Here is an 18503-nt window from a genome sequence, read left to right on the forward strand (position 1 = left end):
CTGTCAAGCGGTTATTTTCAGAAGTTTTCAAAGTTTCGCTTGGGAATCTTCAACAACTTCAACCACTTGCGCTTCCGATCTCTCGTTAGCGGGAGACGAATAGTACAGCATTTAATTTCATGGTCAACCACCTGCTGCGATTATTTTTACTCTTAGCAAAGCACTTCAAGGCGAGCGCTGAGTTCTGCTTCTATAAGCAGCCTGCTTTATTCATCGACACCCTGTGATGGACAAGGCTCAATCCTCCCCCCTAGCTGCGCTATCATCGCCCGCCTCTCTGCACCAAGAGTCTTGAACCCGGATGTCCGTATCTTTGCCATTGCCTGCCGATCATTCCCTATTGCCACCAGTCCTCGTCGGCCCCCTATTACGGCGCCTGGAACCCACGAGGCTGGTACTGTGGTTGGTAGGATCGCGTGCGCTGACGTTGACGCTGCGTCTGCAGGGCGTCGACATCCGTCTCGATGCGGGGCAATGCACAATCATCCCGGTCGGTACTCACGCCTTTATTCATTTGATAGATGTGCCACTGGATGCCGCCCTGCCCTGCGATGTGCTGATCGAGTACGACCTGCTAATCACCGACAGGAATGGCATTCATTCGGGCATTCTCGAATGGGCGCCTCATCTGCTGTATGGCGAGGCGCATTGCCCGAATTTCGTGTTGCGCTCGCGGATCGATCAATTACTGCATGGCTCCTGCCGTAAACCTCACCATCCGGCGGCTGATGGCTTGCTGTGCGTCGATCGATTGCTGGAGTCTGAGCCGGAGGCTTGCAAGCGCCCCACGCTGTTAATGATGAGTGGCGATCAAGTGTATGCGGATGATGTCGCGGGGCCGATGTTGCGGGCGATCCATGCCTTGATCGAGCGTCTAGGGCTGTTCGATGAACGCCTCGACGGGGCGGTGGTCAGCGATAGCGCGAAACTCTACGAGCACCCAGCCAGTTATTATCACCGTGCGGATTTGTTACCGGCGCTTGAGAGCAACGAAACCCTGCGCGAACGATTTTTCGGTGGAGCGCGTAAGCCGATCTTCACCAGTAGCAGCGCCGACAACCATTTGGTGACCTTCGCCGAGGTCATGGCCATGTATTTATTAGTATGGTCGCCAACGTCCTGGACTCTGATCGCGCCACAACCACCGGCTCTCACGCCCGAACGACGCAAGCGTTATGCCCTGGAGCAGACGCGCATCGAGGAGTTCAAGAAAGGTCTGGGTGGTGTTGGGCGGGCGATGGCGCACCTGCCGTGCCTGATGATTTTCGATGACCATGACATTACCGATGACTGGAATCTTTCCGCGCAATGGGAGGAAACGGCCTACGGCCATCCGTTCTCCAAGCGCATCATCGGCAACGCGCTGCTCGCTTATATGCTGTGCCAAGGCTGGGGCAACAATCCGGATGCGTTTGGCGGCATGCTGGAAAGAACCCGACTGTTGAGCGCCTCTGGGCAAGACCGTTACCTGGACAGCGACATCCAGGATAGCTTGATCGATGAGCTGTTGAGCTTTCAGAAGTGGCATTACGTGCTGCCCACTCGTCCGGCGCTGGTGGTGCTTGACACTCGCACTCGGCGCTGGCGCAGCGAAATGACGCTCAGGCAACCATCCGGTCTGCTGGATTGGGAAGCGCTCAGCGAGCTGCAGCAGGAGTTGCTCGATCATCCCTCGGCGATCATCGTTTCGCCGGCACCGATTTTCGGCGTCAAATTGATCGAATCCGTGCAACGGGTGTTTAGCTGGTGCGGCTATCCGTTACTGGTAGATGCCGAGAACTGGATGGCCCATCGCGGCGCCGCCCAGGTCATTCTGAACATTTTCCAACACTCCCGCACTCCCGGTAATTACGTGGTGCTGTCCGGTGATGTGCATTATTCCTTCGTCTACGAAGTATTGATCCGACATCGCAAGGCGGGCCCCCGAATCTGGCAGATCACCAGCAGCGGGATCAAAAACGAGTTTCCGCCAGCGCTGCTCGAATGGTTCGACCGCCTCAACCGCTGGCTCTACTCGCCCCGCTCACCACTGAACTGGCTGACCAAGCGTCGGCGGATGCGCATTGTTCCGCACGTTCCGGAGCATGCCGAGGCGGGCGAGCGGTTATGGAACTCGGCGGGGATCGGCCAGGTGTTCTTTAATGAAAAGGGCCAGCCACAGGATATTTATCAGCACAACGCGGATGGTTCGCCGAAGACGCGAATGGTGGCGCCTGAAATTTCCGAAGCGGTTGAATGACTTTGGCCGAGTTGCCATGAGCAATTACCTGCACAGCATGAACCTCACCCGAACCCTGATCATTGGAAATTCCGGCTCGGGCAAGAGTTGGCTGGCCAAACGACTGGCCGAGCATTTGCAAGTGCCCTGGATCGATCTCGACCTGATTCACTGGCTATCCGATGAACACAGCATCGCTCGTCCCCGCGCCGAGGCATTGGGCATGGCGCGGGTGGCAGCGAATGAAGAGCACTGGGTTATCGAGGGTGTGTATGGGTGGATAGTCATTGAACTGGTGGAACAGGCGACGTCACTCATCTGGCTGTGCCTGGAGGACGAAGTCTGTGTCAGTCATATTCGCCAGCGTGAAACAGAGCGCGATGATAACGATAACTTGCTGATGGCGTTACAGGACTGGGCAGATAGCTACCGTACGCGCGACGACTCCAGTGGATTTGCCGCGCATCAGCGCTTGTTCGAAGGGTTTAGCGGCTCGAAACTTCAACTGATGAATCGAGATGAAGTCACCGCTTTCGTTCGTACGATGCAACAAATCGACTGATCGTTCCTGATTCCACTGACCAGACACAGCTCCTGCAGGGGAATGCATCCATTCAATAGAAGTCAGGCTGCGCTCAGCGCTCGACCAATACCCCTGACAATCATTTCCACTTCCCGCTCATCAATCGTCAGCGGTGGCAGCAGGCGAATGGTCTTGCCCCGCGTCACGTTGATCAGCAAGCCATGATCGCGGGCTGCAATCAGGGTCAGGTCGCGAATCGGTTGTTTGAGTTCAATACCGATCATCAAACCTTGGCCGCGAATCGCCAGAACGTTAGGGTCATCGGCCAGTTCGATACGCAATCTGGCCAGCAGGCGTTCGCCCTGAAGCCTGGCGTTTTCCAGCAGCCCTTGCTCCTCAATGATCTCCAGAACGGTGCACCCCACTCGGCACGCCAATGGATTGCCGCCGAACGTGCTGCCGTGGCTGCCGGGGGTGAACAGATCGGCGGCTTTGCCCCGGGCCAGGCAGGCACCGATGGGGATGCCGTTGCCCAAGCCTTTGGCCAGGGTCATGACGTCCGGAATAATACCTTCGTGCTGGAACGCAAACCATTGACCGGTGCGGCCGATGCCGGTCTGGATTTCGTCGAGCATCAGCAGCCAGGCGCGCCGGTTGCACAGTTTGCGCACTGCTTTGAGATAACCGGGCGGCGCCACTTGCACACCGCTTTCGCCCTGAATCGGCTCCATCAGAATCGCCACGATGCGTGGACCGTGGACATGTTGCACCGCCTCCAGCGCAGCGAGGTCGCCGAATGGCACTTTGATGAAATCCCCCGGCAATTGGTTAAACCCCAGGCGCACCGCCGGGCCGTCACTGGCGGACAGGGTCCCAAGCGTACGACCGTGAAAGGCGTTTTCCATGACCACCACCAGCGGCTGCTCGATGCCTTTGTGCCAGCCGTAAAGCCGCGCGAGTTTCAGTGCGGTTTCGTTGGCTTCGGCGCCAGAGTTGTTGAAGAACGCCCGCTCCATGCCCGACAGCCGAACCAGTTTCTGCGCCAGCCGCTGCTGCCAATCAATGCTGTACAGGTTGGAGGTGTGCAACAACAGCCCGGCCTGTTCGCTGATAGCCGCCACGATTCGCGGATGAGAATGGCCGACGTTGGTCACCGCTACGCCCGCTACCGCGTCCAGATATTCGCGACCGGCCTGGTCCCACAAACGCGTGCCCATGCCTTTGCTGAAACTCAGGGCCAAGGGTTGATAAGTGCTCATCAGGCAGGCGGCGGTCATGACATCAAACTCCGTTTTTGTGGGTGTTTTTGCAGTATGGTTAGCCACCAGAGCTGGATAAACACTGCAAAACTTCAATCATTTTAAAGCGGGGCTTGATAATGGATTTATTCCAGGCAATGACCGTATACGTAAGAGTGGTGGAAGCCGGCAGCATGACCGCCGCCGCTTTGGAGTGCGAAATGTCCACGACCATGGTCGGCAATCATCTTCGGGCCCTGGAACAACGTTTGGGGGTGCGCCTGCTCAACCGTACGACACGACGCCAGCGGCTGACGGAATTCGGCACCGCGTACTATCAACGTTGCCTTGAGGTATTGGGGCTGGTGGCCGATTCCGAACGGCTGGCCGAACAGACCCTCGACGAGCCGAGCGGCACCCTGCGCATCACCGCACCGCTGACCTTCGGCACCGAACGGCTGGCGCCAGCCCTGAGCGAATTCACCTTGCGCTGCCCGCAGGTCAAACTCGACGTCGTATTGACCAACCAGCGCCTGGATCTGCTCGACAACGGTTTCGACGTGGCGATTCGCTTGGGCACTACCGAGATGTCCAACATGATCGCCCGCCCGCTCATTGACTACACGATGACCTTGTGTGCATCGAAGGACTATCTGGCGCGTCGCGGCACGCCTGAAAAGCCCGCCGATCTGCAACACCATGACTGCCTGGCCTTCGCCTACCCGGCTGGAGATGACTGGCATTCGGTAGCCAAACAATGGCGCCTGAGAGGACCTGAAGGCGAAGTCATGGTAGCGGTCAGCGGCCCAATGCTGATCAACAGTTCGGCGGGGCTGCATCAAGCGGCGCGCACCGGAATGGGCATCGTGATGGTGCCCGATGCCTTGGTAGAGCAGGACCTTCAGGATGGAAAACTGGTGGCCTTGATGCAGGACTACCAATTGCCGAGTCGGCCGATGAATCTGGTCTACGCCCAGGACCGCTACCGTTTGCCAAAACTGCGCAGCTTCGTCGACTTTGCGCTGCAGAGGTGGGGCAAGCCGTAAGTGGCGCTCTCAATTAATTCCCTGCAGCGCTAAGGAAAGTAATTGAGAACCCCTCTAGCAGGGGCAATACCCCATGAACTAATCTCCTCGACTGGCGAGTCACGTTGATATCAATTCGGCAGGGAGACCGATGATGGGTGAGGCATCGAATATCGAGCCGTTGAAGTTCAATCTGTCAGATTTTAACGAGGACATGCTGCACACCATTCTGGAACTGGTCAGCGATGGCATCTGGGACTGGAACGCCAACACCGGTTTCGTCTACCGCAACCCCGGGTGGTACGAGATGCTCGGCTATACGCCCCATTCTCTGGACAACAATGTGCTGACCTGGGAAAACGTGATCCATCCCGACGATTATCCACAGGTCATGGCACTGTTTGATGACTACCTGAATCAGCGCGCAACCGGCTACCAGGCCGAATATCGTTGCCGCAAGCAGGATGGCACTTACACCTGGATCGAGGATCGCGGCTATGTGCTGGCACGTAATGCCGACGGTTCGGTAGCGCGAATGGTCGGTGCGCACCGCAGTATCGAAGCCAAGAAACGCCTGTTCGAAGCAATGGAACGGCGCAATCAATCCCTCGAAGCCATTATCGAAGAACGCACCCGCGAGTTGTCTCGGGTCAATAAGGAGTTGCAACTCCAACTCGAAGAAAACCGCAAACTGGCCGAAACCGATGTACTGACCTCCATCGCCAATCGCTATCGCCTGGAAAAAGCCTTGCCCCTGGAATGCGATCGCGCCCAACGCTTCCGCCAGCCACTGTCGCTGATCGCCATGGACATCGATGACTTCAAAAACATCAACGATCATTACGGCCATGCCTTGGGTGATGCGGCGTTGGTACAGGTAATCGAGCGCGTGAAGCGCTGCGTGCGTGAAGGTGATTTGCTGGCGCGCTGGGGCGGTGACGAGTTCATCATGATCCTGCCCAACACCTTGTTGGCTGACGCCAGGGCACTCGCTGAAAAAATCCGTCACAGCCTGTCGAGCCTGCTGCCGGTCGGGGATTATCAGGTCACCATGAGTTTCGGCGTGGTGCAACGTTTTGAAGAAGAGCAACAGACCGGATTGCTGGCCAGGGCCGATCAGGCGCTGTATCGGTCGAAGATTGCGGGCAAGAATGTGATTTCGGGATGAGTACTCCCATGCTTATCCGTGATGTGCAGCCTTCGGACGTGGAGTCCGTGCGACTTTTTCTTGGCGAGAATGGCTGGGCTCACCGCACCGGCTCAACTGAGCATTTCGCGCAGTTGATCGCTAATTCTCAACGTACAGCTCTTGCGATAAAGAACTCCCGCATCGTCGGTTTCGCCCGAGGCATCACCGACGGGTTGTCCAATGGTTATCTGTCGATGGTTGTCGTGTGCGAGCAAACTCGACGTGAAGGCGTCGGTCGCGCACTGGTTGAGCATGTCATGGGTGATAACACCGCCATTACCTGGGTTCTGCGAGCAGGCCGAGAAGGCGCTTCGGATTTTTTTTCAAAGCTGGGCTTTGAAAGGTCGACCATTGCGATGGAACGCTCACGCTTGAAGTAACTAATGCACTATTGCCCCTCCTTCACCAACACCGGTTTCTCCTGATACCGATCCGGATACAACTTCTTCAACTGCGCCACTTTCGGCAGGTCATTGATCACGATGTAGGGATATGTCGGATGTTCGGTCAGGAAGTCCTGATGTTCTTCCTCGGCCGGGTAGAAGCCGTTGTAGTTTTCCAGTTTGGTGACGATGGGTTTTTTAAACGAACGGGCAGCGTCCAGCTGGGCGATGTAAGCCTGGGCGATGCGTTGTTGTTCGGCGCTTTTGGGGAATAGCGCCGACCGATACTGAGTGCCGCGATCCGGCCCCTGGCGGTTGAGTTCGGTGGGGTTATGGGCCACCGAGAAATAGATCTGCAACAGGCTGCCATAACTGACTTGGGCCGGGTCGTAGGTGACTTCGACGGCCTCCGCATGACCGGTATCGCCATTGCTGACCCGCTCGTATTGAGCAGTATCGGCTGTGCCACCCGCGTAACCGGAGACGGCATTCTTCACCCCTTTGACGTGTTGAAATACCCCTTGGACGCCCCAGAAGCAACCGCCGGCAAAAATTGCCGTTTCACTGCGTGCTTGAGTGTTCTCATCGAGCGTTGGTGGCGCAATGATGACCGCCTCTTCGGCGCCTCCAAAAGAGAATGCGGCGCACGGACCGATAACACTGGCGGCGGCCAATCCCAGCAAGGTGCGACGCCAGTTGAATGAGGTTTTCATGGGCTGTCTCCTCAATGAATGGGGCTTTCAACCAAACGGCTATCAACCAAAGGTAAATGCATACGCCGACACACCGGGATCGAGAAATTCGATACTGAATGTCCGGTCTTTTACGCCTGCGGTCTGGCGTACCAGTTGATACAACCGCTGCTCGGTGACGCTGCCGCTGCCATCAGGCGCCACGTCGACACCGCGGGCATTACCTGGGGCCTTGCCGTCAATCAACACTTTGAAACGCACCGGTTTGCCATCAGCGCCGGGCCCCAATACCAGATGCAAATCGCGAGCGTGGAAGCGGTAGACGATTCGACCGGCCGGTGCGTTCGAAACGGCCCGCTCCGGACCGACCGTCCATTGGCCCTCCAGGCTCCAGTGATTGAGGGCCAATTTTGACGGCGGGCTATAAGCCGTCACCTTGTCTGGCGCCAGATCGGTTTGAGCAACGAAATGCTCTGCCCGTCGGTAGCCGACGTAGGTTTCCGGCGATTGCACTTCATTCATGTCTGGAGCCAGATGAACGCCCTCGGCACGGGCATTGATCAGCCCATCCGCGACCGTCTCGGCACCCGCCTCACGCAGCAGTTGCTGAATCACTCGCTCCGATTCGGCGTATTTACCCTCGCCAAAATGGTGATAACGAATGCGCCCCTTTGCATCGGCAAAATAGTGGGCCGGCCAATATTGGTTGTTGAAGGCACGCCAGACCTTGTAGTCGTTATCGATTGCCACCGGATAAGTGACACCCAGGTCTTTCATGGCTTTGGTGACGTTGCCGACATCACGTTCGAAGGCAAACTCAGGCGTATGGACGCCGATCACCACCAAGCCCTGATCACGATACTTCTCGGCCCAGGCCTTCACATACGGCAGAGTGCGCAAGCAGTTGATGCAGGAGTAAGTCCAGAAATCCACCAACACAACCTTGCCTTTCAAGGCCTGGGCGGTGAGCGGGGGTGAATTGAGCCATTGCACCGCACCGTCCAGCGATGGAAGGCTGCCTTCGATCGGCAGTTCGCCCGGAACCCTGGCGCTCATTTTCATACTGCCGACGGGTTGTTCGCCGCCCCGTGGAATCTGCGACATCATTGCCCCACCGTCGCTGGGCGACTTAACGGCCAATCGGTTGACCAGCGCCTGTTCGATATCGCCGGTGGAGGCTGTCGAGACCCGCGCCAGAATTCCGGTATCCAGCCCCAGGGCAATCGCCACCACACCCACCAGCATCGCGCCCCCCAAGCCTCGACGCAGCCACTCGCCTGCGCCTATCGAGCGCTTCATCGCAGCGAAGACTTTACCGCCCAGCAACAGAGCCCCGGCAAGGGAGGTGGCGGCGCCGGCCGCGTAAGCCAGTAGCAACAAGGTGGTGGCGACGTTTGCCCCTTGCAGCGCCGCGCCAGTCAACAACAGGCCCAGAATCGGCCCGGCGCAGGGAGCCCAGAGCAGGCCCGTGGCGACACCGATCAACAACGAAGCGCCGGGACGCGGCCGGGTATCGGCAGCCGCGACTTGCGACAGCCGACCACCGGCTGCAACCAGTGGACGCGTCAGGCGCTCGGCCAACCGGGGCAGCAACAGCGTCAACCCGAACAGTGCAACGAACAGCAACGCGAGCCAGCGACCGTACTGATTGACTTGCACCACCCAACCGCCGCCCACCGCCGCCAACGAGGCGACGAGCGCGAAGGTCAGCGCCATCCCCGCCAGCAGCGGCAAGCCACTTTTCATAAACGGCTGCCCGGTTCGAGCGAAAACAAAAGGCAATACCGGCAGAATGCACGGGCTGATGATCGTCAGTACACCACCGAGATAAGCGAGAACCAGCAGCCACATAACGTCGACCCGTATGAAGTGAGTGAAAGAAAGTGCCCATGGATTAGGCCTGAGGCTTGAAAGTCAGCGCCAGGCCGTTCATGCAGTAGCGCAAGCCGGTGGGCTTTGGCCCGTCCTGGAAAACATGACCCAAGTGACCGCCGCAACGACGGCAATGCACCTCTTCGCGCAGCATGCCGAAGGAGCGGTCCTGACGGGTGGCAACCGCGTTGTCCAGTGGCGCCCAGAAGCTCGGCCATCCGGTGCGGCTGTCGAATTTTGTGTCGGAGGAAAACAACGGCAGATCACAACCGGCGCAGGCAAAAATGCCTTTGCGGTGCTCGTTGTTCAGCGGGCTGCTGTAGGCCCGTTCGGTGCCCTCCTCACGCAAGATCACGTACTGCTCGGCGCTGAGCAGGGCGCGCCATTCGCTGTCGCTGTGAGTCACCTCGAAAACCTCCAGCGCGCGGGCCTCGTCGACCAACGCAACGCTTGCGGAAAATTTTGGCAATACACCCATCACCAAGGCTGTAGCCCCCAGCCCGCCGCTTGCTACAAGAAACTGTCGCCGTGAAAACATGGGCCTTCTCCAAAATTTCAGGTGCCTTGCATGGAACACAGCCTAGGCTTGAGTTGATCGCCAAATCCTCACGAGAAGTTAAACAATTCGTGATAACCGAGCCTCACGAAAAGCCGCACAATGGGTTCATTGCGTCACAAGGGATTGAGCTCCATGGAACCGACCAAACGCGTTCTGGTGGTTGAGGACGACCTGCACATCGCCGACCTTATCTGCCTGCATCTTCGTGATGAGCAGTTCGAGGTGGTGCACTGCGCCGACGGCGATGAAGGCATGCGCCTGCTGCAGCAAGGAAGCTGGGATGCCCTGATCCTCGACCTGATGCTGCCCGGCGTCGACGGCCTGGAAATCTGCCGCCGCGCCCGGGCCATGGCCCGTTACACACCGATCATCATTACCAGTGCACGCTCCAGCGAAGTCCATCGGATTCTGGGGCTGGAACTGGGTGCCGACGATTACCTGGCCAAACCCTTTTCCATGCTCGAGCTGGTGGCGCGGGTCAAGGCATTGCTGCGAAGGGTCGACGCCATGGCCCGCAACCTGAAAATGGACGCTGGCAGCCTGATCAGCGATGGCCTGTCCATCGACCCGATCACCCGTGAAGTCTCCCTTGATGGTCGTCGTCTGGACCTCACGCCGCGAGAGTTCGACTTGCTGTACTTCTTCGCCCGCCAGCCTGGCAAGGTTTTTTCGCGCATGGACCTGCTCAACGCGGTGTGGGGCTACAGCCATGAAGGCTACGAGCACACGGTCAATACCCACATCAACCGCCTGCGGGCCAAGATCGAAGTCGATCCGGCGCAACCGGCGCGCATCCTCACGGTGTGGGGTCGTGGTTACAAATTCGCGACGAGTGCAGATCAGCCATGAAATTGACCCTGACCCAACGCCTGTCCCTGGTGTTCGCCGTGCTATTGCTGCTGTGCTACGGCACTTCGGCCTGGATGCAGGTGCGCTCCAACCACATGCATGAACTGGAAGTGGTGCAGGGGTTGTCGCGGGATCTGGCGCAACACATCGCTCGAGACACGGTGCTGATGGATCGCAATGGCCCGATGCCCAATGCCGTGCGTGAATTGTTCAGCCAGCTGATGCGGGTCAATCCCAGTGTCGAAGTCTATCTGCTCGACACCGCGGGCCGAATTGTCGGCAGCGCCGCGCCCGAAGGCCGGATACGCCGGGAACGGGTCGATCTGGTGCCGATCCAGCGTTTGCTCAAAGGCGAGGCCTTGCCGATTCTCGGCGACGACCCGCGCAGCATCGATGGTCGCAAGGTGTTCAGCGCTGCGCCGTTGCGGGTCAATGGTCAACCGGCCGGTTATCTGTATGTGGTGTTGCTCAGCGAAGAGCACGATCGCCTCGCCGAGCGTGGCGCCACCAGTGCTGCGCTCAATACCGCGTTGTTGTCCATCGGGCTGGTGGCGTTGCTGTGCCTGATCGCCGGCCTCACGGCATTTGCCCTGATCACCCGGCCATTGCGCCGTCTGACCGAAAAAGTCAGTCAGCTCGATATCAACGGCATTCCGTCCGCTTCGCCCGAGCCTGAGCCTGAACCGGTAGAAAAAGCCGCCAGCCAGGATGAAATTGCCATCCTCGATGCGGCCTTTCGGCAGATGCAAGCGCGCCTTGGAGAACAATGGAACTCGCTGACCCGTCAGGATCAGGAGCGTCGTGAACTGGTGGCGAACATCTCCCACGACCTGCGCACACCGCTGGCCTCGCTGCACGGTTACCTGGAAACCCTGTCGCTCAAGGACGCCACATTGTCCCCCGCCGACCGCCGCCGTTATTTGGGGATTGCCCTGGATCAGAGCCGCAAGGTCGGCGGCCTGGCGCAATCGCTGCTGGAACTGGTGCGCCTGGAACACGGTTTCGTGCAACCAGTGCTGGAGCGCTTCTCCGTGACCGATCTGGTGCAGGACATCTTCCAGAAATTCGAACTCAGCGCCCAAGCGCGCCAGATCGAACTCAAGGCTACTTTCGCCCCTAACGTCTCGGCGGCTTGTGCAGATCTGGGGCTGATCGAGCGGGTGCTGACCAACCTGTTCGACAACGCCCTGCGCCATACGCCTCAAGGTGGAGAGATCGAACTCAGCCTGCGCCCTCAAGGGTCTTTTATCGAAGTGACCGTCAGCGACACCGGCACGGGAATCGCTCCCGAACTGCGCGAAGGTCTGTTCCTGCGTCCGTTCAACATCGGCGGCGCACGGCGCGATGGCGGGCTGGGGCTGCGGATCGTGCACCGGATCCTGCAATTGCATGGAAGCGAGATTGAGCTGATCGATGTGCCCGGACGCGGCGCGACTTTTCGCTTCTCCTTGCCGGTGGATGAGCAAACGGCGGAACAGTGGATGGTTCGGTCCAGACCTCCCGCCAGAAATGCTGACCAGCCGCCTGTTGATCCGTGACAACGCAGCGCCGGTCCAATAGATTAGGCGGCCTGAAAAGGCCTCGTGCTTTCTCGCCTCAATCCAAGTTAAAAGAAGTAGTGAAATTTCAATGTCCGATTCCAATACCGCTGAATCCGTAGTCACCTTGTCGTCCAAAGCGGAATACGAAAACTCCATCAATCTTTCACAACACGTGCCACAGGCCAAGACCATCAGCGAGATGGTTCTGGACGCGTTTCAATCCACCCGGGAAAGCGACCAGATCCGCGAACTGCGCGCCGCGATTCGCCAGGCTCACGACAGCTTCGATGACGATAAAGCCTACGAATTGATGGGCGAACTCAAGCAATTGAAAGACGCCGAAGCGGCCGACATTGCCGCCCTGGAAGACCTGAGCAGCAAATTCCCGATCAGCCGTATTCTGTCCAGCTTCAAGGATGACCCGGCGTTCCAGGAAATCGTTTATGGCCTGGCGCTAAAAGTGCTGAACCAGACTCACCAGGCCATCAGCAACCCGAGCAGCGGCAAGAGCAAAGCGGCTCGCGCCAAAAAAGAAGTTGAAGTGTTCACCATCAGTAAGGACGGCATCAGCGTCACCCTGCCCCTGCGCACCCCGCGCTCGCGCCTGAACGTTGACCGTGAAGCGCTGGAATTCCTGGGTTTCACTTTCGTCGGCGAAGGTGAAGAGGCGGAGCTGGAAAGCGAGACGTTCCTGGACAATGCCGGGGCGGAACAAGCGGTCAACCGCAAGAACATCATCACCGCACTGCAGCAGCAAACTGCGTTCGACGGCTACAGCATCGCCGCGCAGTAACGCTAAACACTGCACACAAAAATCCCCGCCATCAGAGCGGGGATTTTTATTGTCTGTACGCCCGGGATTGGCACTCGGTCCAGGTGCTGCACGCATCTCAAACTGCACACAAAATCTTACACAGGCCAGTACGTCGCTACGATTGTGCGCCCTACCCTTGCCCGCTAACCTCAAACCGTCGCTGCCAATTCAGCGACCGGGCCTGAGAACTCGAACAGATGCAGGAACCAATCGGAGTTCTCCAGATGCACGCCAGCAATCCGTTCAAAATTTATGCTTCTGCCCCTCCGGTCATAACTCACCAGCTCCCAACTACCGGAGATGCCCAATGACCAACCCCAAAGACCTGAAAACCATCGGCCTCACCCACTTCTCCTTCCACGCCAACGAACCTTTGTTCCGCATCAACGCCGGAGTCCCGGTGATCGAAGCCCTCTCACACGCCTCCGACCTGCTCCACGTCGCCAAACTCCTGGCATCAGACGCGGCGATGGTTCGCGACACCGACCGACATGCCTGGGCCTCACATTACTTACAGGGTATGAGCAAAGCGATCATCGATGACGTGGTGAAGGTGCTCGAAGCACCGTGTAACAACCACGCTTAGATGAAAAGCCCCGCTCTTCTCTCAAAGGCGGGGCTTTTTATGTAGCCTCAGAACCTCAAACGCGCCTTTGAGGTTGTGCTGTAACGTGACAATGGCGGCCAAAAACATCTAGCTACTTATTTGCAGTTATAGCCTTTTATCACTATAACTATTTATAACTTACTATGGGCTCAAGACGTGGATAAGAATATCAATCCGTTCAACCCGGGCGCAGGCGTGTCACCGCCAGAGCTAGCGGGGCGCTCCGAGGTGCTGGAGACTGCTGAAACCGCACTGGAGCGCACCAAGCGTGGAAAGCATGCGAAATCCCTGATGGTTTTGGGGTTGCGCGGGGTCGGGAAGACGGTGCTTTTGAATCAAATCAAAGATCGCGCAGTCAGCCTGGGCTATTTGGCCGAAATGCAGGAAGCCCACGATGGAGCAGAACTTAAGCAGTTGCTGATTCCAGTGCTGCGTCGCTTGCTACTGCGTTTAGATCGAATGCAGAACACTGTTGAGACGGTAAAAAAAGGTATCCGGGTACTTCGTAGCTTTATCGGCAATATTACCATTGCAGCAGGTGGTGCAGAGGTTACGTTGGGGGGTGATCCTGAAGCTGGCTATGCAGATAGCGGAAACCTTGAAGATGATTTAAGAGACGTATTAATCGCAACAGGAGAGGCTGCCAGAGACGCGGGCACACCTGTTGCCATTCTGATCGACGAATTGCAGTACCTCTCTAAAGACGAACTGGGCGCACTGATTCGTGGTCTTCACGCCATTAACCAAGCAGGTTTGCCTCTAATCCTTTTTGGTGCTGGCCTCCCTCAGTTGGCAGGACAAGCAGGTGATGCCAAAAGCTACGCCGAACGGCTATTTGAGTTCCCCCGTTTAGGCGCGCTGTTAGAAGTTGATGCATGGAAGGCGATCCGCGATCCAGTGGAGGACGAAGGCGCAGCTATATCTGAAGAGGCTCTAAAAGAGATCTACGACAAGACTCACGGCTATCCATATTTTCTTCAGGAGTGGGGTTACAGCGCATGGAACATAGCCCAAGGAGAAACCATTACTGAGCAGGATGCTCGCACCGCCACAGCTGAAAGTATTCGTAAGCTTGATGAGTCATTTTTTAGGGTTCGCTTTGACCGAACGACTCCTGCTGAACGGGATTACATGCGTTGTTTGGCTGAGTTAGGCGAAGGACCGCAACGCTCAGCGGATGTAGCGACAGCTTTGGGTCGAACTGCTACAAGCCTAGGCCCAGTACGGGACAGTTTGATCAAGAAAGGAATGATTTACAGCCCCGAATATGCGCAAATCGCATTCACAGTACCTCTGTTTGACGAATTTATGAGGCGGGTGACTGCAGCCCCCCAATAGGAAGGGGGCCGACGGCAGAATAGACTTGGGTTTGGCCGTCAGGAAAAAATAAATAAAGCCCCGCTCTTCTATCGAAGGCGGGGCTTTATAGTGATCAACCAACCCTGATGCTGAGTCAAAGCCTGTCGGGATCAATAACTCAGCCCGCCCACAAAAACTGTTTAGCCCAAATGAAGTCTTGTAGTTTCCATAAAGAGAAAACGATTCAGACAAAGACCACTAAACCAATTCAATAGGCGAATGCTTTTCCTTCCAGACAATGCCCTTCCAATAAATCGCCCCCCATTACATACACCATCTGGCAGGCAAGACTGCCGATGAAAAAACCAGCGAGCGAAAGAGGCACGTTAACAGTCGCTTCGTCTGAGTGATTAGCGATGCCATAAGAGGTGATTGCCACAATGGTCAACGGACTGGTCAGGGTTAACGCAAACACGCGACTGCGGCATACAGTGCATCCGCCAAGGCCGCTCCGAACGCGCCAGGTACGGCACTCAATCGTCCATGCAAGATGGACTGCCTCAATATAATCAAGGCAATCGGCCCAAAGGTGATCGACAACACGACTGAAAATAATAGAGATCGCTGAAAATCCTGCACGTCCTTGTCCTCTGATTCCATTTCCCCCTCACGATACCTAATCGTTTGAGGACGTATGCAACTTTGCCTGCAGCGTCACGATTTCTGGCGTTCCCATATCAGGGATCGACGTGTCCTCGACCGTATTGTTGCGCCGCGTGTTCTCGCTTTCCCGTTGGGCCACCATCTCATCAACACCCAATATCAACTCTGCAAAAAGATCGCGTTTTTTCATCCTGCCCCCGCTGGTGCCGCCGAAGTCGGCTGACCCGAAGATGGTCATTCATCCCTGTCTGGCCCAGCTAAACCGTAGCGGGCAAAGCAGGTGCTGGCTTTAGGAGATTTCCTAAATGCCATACTCCGTTTTCCTAAACAATCTGATCCTTCGCAAACCGAGAGTTATGAGTAAGGAAGCCTTGATGGAATTGTTCAGCTACAAGATGACCCACGACACCGGGTTCGCGCCTAACCCGTTTGGCCATACGCTCACGCTGGCTACCTGTAAGCCATCGATTCGTCTGTGCAAACGTGTAGGCCAGTGGATCGCCGGCTTCACTTCAGTAATGCTGAACCGTGATCCTGTGGGTGAAGAGCGATTGGTGTACTTGATGCGGATTGGCGAGAAAGTTCATTTGCGCGATTACTTCATCGACCCTCGTTTTCAGGACAAGATTCCGAACACTCAGCTGATTGACCCAGTCGCCAAAGCAGGGGACAACATCTACCGTCCATTAGTACCCGGCGCGTTCGAGTTTTCTCATTTTGAACAGCTGAAAAATGTGAACCACTGGGCCGATTGTGGACCAAGTAAACATCACCTAGAGGAAGACATCTCCGGTCAGTACGTATTGGTAGCGGATACGTTTTACTACTTTGGTTCTTGTCCATTGAGCATCCCTGCCGTGTACCGACCCCAGGTACCGAAAGGCCAGGCAAACCATGGATATCTGACGCAGACCGAGCAAGCGGAACGTTTCATCCGGTTCATTCAAGACAACTACAAGCCTGGAATACAGTGCAATCCGACGGTGTGGGAGACAAGCGAGACGTTGAAAAAATCTTCCTGCCCAGGACCGTCATACGGATCATGTTGAGACGAAGGGCTCGATTCATTTGTCGAGGTTGCACTTGCTCAGAACCACCTGAATCGCACCCAACAAAAAGCCCCGCCATTCTCTCGAAGGGCGGGGCTTTTCTTTACAGCATCCGAAGCTTAAGGCGCGTAAGTCAGCAACAGCTCACTCGGCACTTTGAAGTCCAGCGACATCATTACGCTCAACGCGGTAATGGTGAAGATCGAGAACACGAACAGCTTGCGTGCCCAGACCGTGTCATCCACTGCCTTGTAGCCGGTCCAGGCCATGTACAACCAGTACATGCCCATGGCCGCGGCGACGGCGAGGTAGCTCATGCCGGCGTAGCCGCTGAAGGTCAGCATCAAGGTCGCCACGAGGAACGCCAGGATGTAGAGCAGGATATGCTTCTTGGCCACTTCAATTCCGCGCTTGACTGGCAGCACCGGAATCGATGCGGCCAGGTAATCGTTGAAGCGGAAGATTGCGATGGCGTAGGAATGCGGCATCTGCCACAGGCTGAACATCACCAGCAGCGTCAGTGCGGCCATGTCGAAACTGTTAGTCACAGCCACGTAGCCAATCACCGGCGGCATCGCCCCCGACAGACTGCCCACCAGCGTGCCGTGAACCGACTTGCGCTTGAGGTACAGGCTGTAGAAACCGACGTAGATGACAAAACCGATCACCGCGAACAGTGCGGCCAGCGGGTTGGCCACTTTGTACAGCAGCGCCACCCCGGCCACGCCCAGCACCGTTGCGAACACCAAGGCCAATTTCAGCGAAATCAGGCCCTGGACCAGCGCACGGTTCTTGGTGCGTTCCATCTTAAGGTCAATGTCGCGGTCGATGCAGTTGTTGAACACGCAACCGGAAGCCACCACCAGGGACGTGCCGATCATCGCGGCCAGGAAGATGGCCAGATCGACATGCCCTTTGGAGGCCAGGAAAAATCCGCCTGCCACAGAAAGCACGTTACCGAAAATGATCCCCGGTTTGGTGATTTGGATAAAGTGCTTGAGGGACATGCGGACTTACCTCACTTCGCCATCATGTTGGTGTGGATGCTGAACATGATCCACAGCGACAGGCCGACCAACAGGACGATTACGATCGCGGCGAAAACAAACGCAACCACGTTGTTACGCTGGGCGGCCGAGCGGTCCAGGTGGAGGAAGTAAACCAGGTGCACCAGCACCTGGATCACAGCAAAGGCCAGAACGATCCACAGGGTCATGGCTTTCGGCAGGGATGGGTACATCACCAGGCCAAAAGGTATGACGGTCAGGATCACCGACAGGATGAAGCCGATGGCGTAGGACTTTACGCTGCCGTGGTTGGCTTCGTGACCATCGTGGGAATGAGCGTTAGCCATTTACATAGTCCCCATCAGATAAACAACCGTGAATACGCAGATCCACACAACGTCCAGGAAGTGCCAGAACAGGCTCAGGCAGCTAAGACGGGTCTTGTTGGTCGCCGTCAGGCCGTTTTTCTGCACCTGATACATCATGATGGCCATCCAGATCAGACCGCTGGTCACGTGCAGACCGTGGGTGCCGACCAGGGTGAAGAACCCGGACAGGAAGCCGCTGCGGCTAGGGCCGAAGCCTTCGGCGATCAGTACGTGGAACTCGTTGATCTCCATGGCGATGAAGCCGGCACCAAACAGGAAGGTCATGCCCAGCCAGCCCAGTACCTGGTTCTTTTTGCCCTTGAACAACGCCAGCATGGCGAAGCCGTAGGTGATCGAGCTGAACAGCAGCAGAGCGGTTTCGCCCAGTACGTATGGCAGCTCGAAGATGTCGTGGCCCGACGGGCCACCCGCTACGTTGTTAACCAGTACCGCGTACACCGCGAAGATCGACGCAAACAGAATGCAGTCGGTCATCAGGTAGAGCCAGAAACCGAATACGGTCATCTCGCCCGAGTCGTGGTGATGGTCATCATGCCCATGTCCATCGACATGGGTGTGTCCAGCATTGGTCACTAAGTTCGACATG

Annotated in this window: 20 protein-coding genes; 11 read left to right on the forward strand and 9 right to left on the reverse strand. The window is 56.9% G+C overall.

Going from position 1 to position 18503, the window contains the following annotated elements; translation table 11 throughout:
* Positions 1-301 precede the first annotated feature (301 nt).
* Entirely contained in the window at positions 302-2239 is a 1938-nt protein-coding gene (locus tag FHW68_RS26185; protein ID WP_183683785.1) for an alkaline phosphatase D family protein, read from the forward strand.
* Between the two features lie 16 nt (positions 2240-2255).
* Positions 2256-2780 carry an adenylate kinase gene (locus tag FHW68_RS26190; RefSeq protein ID WP_183683787.1) on the forward strand — a complete coding sequence of 175 codons (525 nt, stop codon included), beginning with the start codon at positions 2256-2258 and terminating at the stop codon, positions 2778-2780.
* Positions 2781-2842: 62 nt separating this feature from the next.
* On the opposite strand, the gene FHW68_RS26195 is transcribed toward FHW68_RS26190, so the two are convergent.
* The gene (locus FHW68_RS26195; RefSeq protein WP_183683789.1) at positions 2843-4018 is read right to left on the reverse strand and encodes an aspartate aminotransferase family protein; all 1176 of its coding nucleotides are present in this window, start codon (positions 4016-4018) and stop codon (positions 2843-2845) included.
* Positions 4019-4119: 101 nt separating this feature from the next.
* Here FHW68_RS26195 and FHW68_RS26200 point away from each other — a divergent pair, with 101 nt between their 5' ends.
* The 3 genes from FHW68_RS26200 (at position 4120) to FHW68_RS26210 (ending at position 6573) form a co-directional block, all read left to right on the forward strand.
* Positions 4120-5025, forward strand: coding sequence for a LysR family transcriptional regulator (locus FHW68_RS26200; RefSeq protein WP_183683791.1), 906 nt, complete (start codon positions 4120-4122; stop codon positions 5023-5025).
* Between the two features lie 133 nt (positions 5026-5158).
* A complete protein-coding gene (locus FHW68_RS26205) occupies positions 5159-6172 on the forward strand; it encodes a sensor domain-containing diguanylate cyclase (RefSeq protein WP_183683798.1) in 1014 nt (337 codons plus the stop codon).
* Positions 6169-6573, forward strand: coding sequence for a GNAT family N-acetyltransferase (locus FHW68_RS26210; RefSeq protein ID WP_183683800.1), 405 nt, complete (start codon positions 6169-6171; stop codon positions 6571-6573). The genes FHW68_RS26205 and FHW68_RS26210 overlap by 4 nt, the downstream gene beginning before the upstream one ends.
* A gap of 8 nt (positions 6574-6581) precedes the next feature.
* Here FHW68_RS26210 and msrA read toward each other — a convergent pair whose 3' ends face one another.
* The 3 genes from msrA to msrB are packed head-to-tail and all read right to left on the reverse strand — an operon-like array spanning position 6582 to position 9678.
* Entirely contained in the window at positions 6582-7289 is a 708-nt protein-coding gene (gene msrA, locus FHW68_RS26215) for a peptide-methionine (S)-S-oxide reductase MsrA (RefSeq protein WP_183683803.1), read from the reverse strand.
* Positions 7290-7331: 42 nt separating this feature from the next.
* Complete coding sequence (locus tag FHW68_RS26220; RefSeq protein WP_183683806.1) at positions 7332-9119, reverse strand: cytochrome c biogenesis protein DipZ; 1788 nt, start codon at positions 9117-9119, stop codon at positions 7332-7334.
* Positions 9120-9162: 43 nt separating this feature from the next.
* Positions 9163-9678, reverse strand: coding sequence for a peptide-methionine (R)-S-oxide reductase MsrB (gene msrB, locus FHW68_RS26225; protein ID WP_095633378.1), 516 nt, complete (start codon positions 9676-9678; stop codon positions 9163-9165).
* Positions 9679-9831: 153 nt separating this feature from the next.
* Here msrB and FHW68_RS26230 point away from each other — a divergent pair, with 153 nt between their 5' ends.
* The 5 genes from FHW68_RS26230 to FHW68_RS26250 all read left to right on the forward strand — a co-directional run bounded on the left by FHW68_RS26230 (position 9832) and on the right by FHW68_RS26250 (position 14848).
* Positions 9832-10548, forward strand: coding sequence for a response regulator transcription factor (locus FHW68_RS26230; protein WP_095633377.1), 717 nt, complete (start codon positions 9832-9834; stop codon positions 10546-10548).
* Complete coding sequence (locus FHW68_RS26235) at positions 10545-12086, forward strand: HAMP domain-containing sensor histidine kinase (protein ID WP_183683808.1); 1542 nt, start codon at positions 10545-10547, stop codon at positions 12084-12086. The genes FHW68_RS26230 and FHW68_RS26235 overlap by 4 nt, the downstream gene beginning before the upstream one ends.
* A 91-nt stretch (positions 12087-12177) precedes the next feature.
* Positions 12178-12882: a hypothetical protein gene (locus FHW68_RS26240; protein WP_007941627.1), complete on the forward strand. Its 705-nt coding sequence runs from the start codon at positions 12178-12180 to the stop codon at positions 12880-12882.
* Positions 12883-13210: 328 nt separating this feature from the next.
* Positions 13211-13489 (forward strand): DUF3077 domain-containing protein, encoded by a 279-nt coding sequence (locus tag FHW68_RS26245; protein WP_183683810.1) that lies wholly within the window; start codon positions 13211-13213, stop codon positions 13487-13489.
* Between the two features lie 177 nt (positions 13490-13666).
* Complete coding sequence (locus FHW68_RS26250) at positions 13667-14848, forward strand: ATP-binding protein (RefSeq protein WP_183683812.1); 1182 nt, start codon at positions 13667-13669, stop codon at positions 14846-14848.
* 229 nt (positions 14849-15077) lie between these two features.
* Here FHW68_RS26250 and FHW68_RS27375 read toward each other — a convergent pair whose 3' ends face one another.
* Both FHW68_RS27375 and FHW68_RS26260 read right to left on the reverse strand, forming a co-directional pair.
* On the reverse strand, positions 15078-15284 hold the full coding sequence (locus FHW68_RS27375; RefSeq protein ID WP_260296856.1) for a hypothetical protein: 207 nt from the start codon (positions 15282-15284) through the stop codon (positions 15078-15080).
* 201 nt (positions 15285-15485) lie between these two features.
* Entirely contained in the window at positions 15486-15710 is a 225-nt protein-coding gene (locus FHW68_RS26260) for a hypothetical protein (protein ID WP_183683814.1), read from the reverse strand.
* 136 nt (positions 15711-15846) lie between these two features.
* Between FHW68_RS26260 and FHW68_RS26265 the strand changes: the two genes are divergently transcribed.
* Positions 15847-16521, forward strand: a complete 675-nt coding sequence (locus FHW68_RS26265; protein ID WP_183683816.1) for a hypothetical protein — start codon at positions 15847-15849, stop codon at positions 16519-16521.
* A gap of 119 nt (positions 16522-16640) precedes the next feature.
* Here the strand turns inward: FHW68_RS26265 and cyoE are convergent, their stop codons facing one another.
* Genes cyoE through FHW68_RS26280 form a run of 3 tightly spaced genes read right to left on the reverse strand, consistent with a single transcriptional unit; the run spans position 16641 to position 18502 of the window.
* Entirely contained in the window at positions 16641-17528 is an 888-nt protein-coding gene (gene cyoE / locus FHW68_RS26270; RefSeq protein WP_095633375.1) for a heme o synthase, read from the reverse strand.
* A gap of 11 nt (positions 17529-17539) precedes the next feature.
* Positions 17540-17875 (reverse strand): cytochrome o ubiquinol oxidase subunit IV, encoded by a 336-nt coding sequence (gene cyoD, locus FHW68_RS26275; protein WP_095633374.1) that lies wholly within the window; start codon positions 17873-17875, stop codon positions 17540-17542.
* Positions 17876-18502 carry a cytochrome o ubiquinol oxidase subunit III gene (locus tag FHW68_RS26280; protein ID WP_095633373.1) on the reverse strand — a complete coding sequence of 209 codons (627 nt, stop codon included), beginning with the start codon at positions 18500-18502 and terminating at the stop codon, positions 17876-17878. It abuts the gene before it with no gap.
* Between the last annotated feature and the right edge of the window lies 1 nt (position 18503).

It is taken from the genome of Pseudomonas sp. Tn43, assembly GCF_014192635.1.
Classification (GTDB): domain Bacteria; phylum Pseudomonadota; class Gammaproteobacteria; order Pseudomonadales; family Pseudomonadaceae; genus Aquipseudomonas.

Coding starts and splice junctions, on each gene's coding strand:
- FHW68_RS26205 (WP_183683798.1), top strand. CDS start 5,159: ATGGGTGAGGCATCGAATATCGAGCCGTTGAAGTTCAATCTGTCAGAT.
- FHW68_RS26265 (WP_183683816.1), top strand. CDS start 15,847: ATGGAATTGTTCAGCTACAAGATGACCCACGACACCGGGTTCGCGCCT.
- FHW68_RS26195 (WP_183683789.1), bottom strand. CDS start 4,018: ATGACCGCCGCCTGCCTGATGAGCACTTATCAACCCTTGGCCCTGAGT.
- FHW68_RS26280 (WP_095633373.1), bottom strand. CDS start 18,502: ATGTCGAACTTAGTGACCAATGCTGGACACACCCATGTCGATGGACAT.
- FHW68_RS26260 (WP_183683814.1), bottom strand. CDS start 15,710: ATGACCATCTTCGGGTCAGCCGACTTCGGCGGCACCAGCGGGGGCAGG.
- msrB (WP_095633378.1), bottom strand. CDS start 9,678: ATGTTTTCACGGCGACAGTTTCTTGTAGCAAGCGGCGGGCTGGGGGCT.
- cyoE (WP_095633375.1), bottom strand. CDS start 17,528: ATGTCCCTCAAGCACTTTATCCAAATCACCAAACCGGGGATCATTTTC.
- FHW68_RS26235 (WP_183683808.1), top strand. CDS start 10,545: ATGAAATTGACCCTGACCCAACGCCTGTCCCTGGTGTTCGCCGTGCTA.
- FHW68_RS26220 (WP_183683806.1), bottom strand. CDS start 9,119: ATGTGGCTGCTGGTTCTCGCTTATCTCGGTGGTGTACTGACGATCATC.
- msrA (WP_183683803.1), bottom strand. CDS start 7,289: ATGAAAACCTCATTCAACTGGCGTCGCACCTTGCTGGGATTGGCCGCC.
- FHW68_RS26210 (WP_183683800.1), top strand. CDS start 6,169: ATGAGTACTCCCATGCTTATCCGTGATGTGCAGCCTTCGGACGTGGAG.
- FHW68_RS26185 (WP_183683785.1), top strand. CDS start 302: ATGTCCGTATCTTTGCCATTGCCTGCCGATCATTCCCTATTGCCACCA.
- FHW68_RS26190 (WP_183683787.1), top strand. CDS start 2,256: ATGAGCAATTACCTGCACAGCATGAACCTCACCCGAACCCTGATCATT.
- FHW68_RS26240 (WP_007941627.1), top strand. CDS start 12,178: ATGTCCGATTCCAATACCGCTGAATCCGTAGTCACCTTGTCGTCCAAA.
- FHW68_RS26245 (WP_183683810.1), top strand. CDS start 13,211: ATGACCAACCCCAAAGACCTGAAAACCATCGGCCTCACCCACTTCTCC.
- FHW68_RS26230 (WP_095633377.1), top strand. CDS start 9,832: ATGGAACCGACCAAACGCGTTCTGGTGGTTGAGGACGACCTGCACATC.
- FHW68_RS26200 (WP_183683791.1), top strand. CDS start 4,120: ATGGATTTATTCCAGGCAATGACCGTATACGTAAGAGTGGTGGAAGCC.
- cyoD (WP_095633374.1), bottom strand. CDS start 17,875: ATGGCTAACGCTCATTCCCACGATGGTCACGAAGCCAACCACGGCAGC.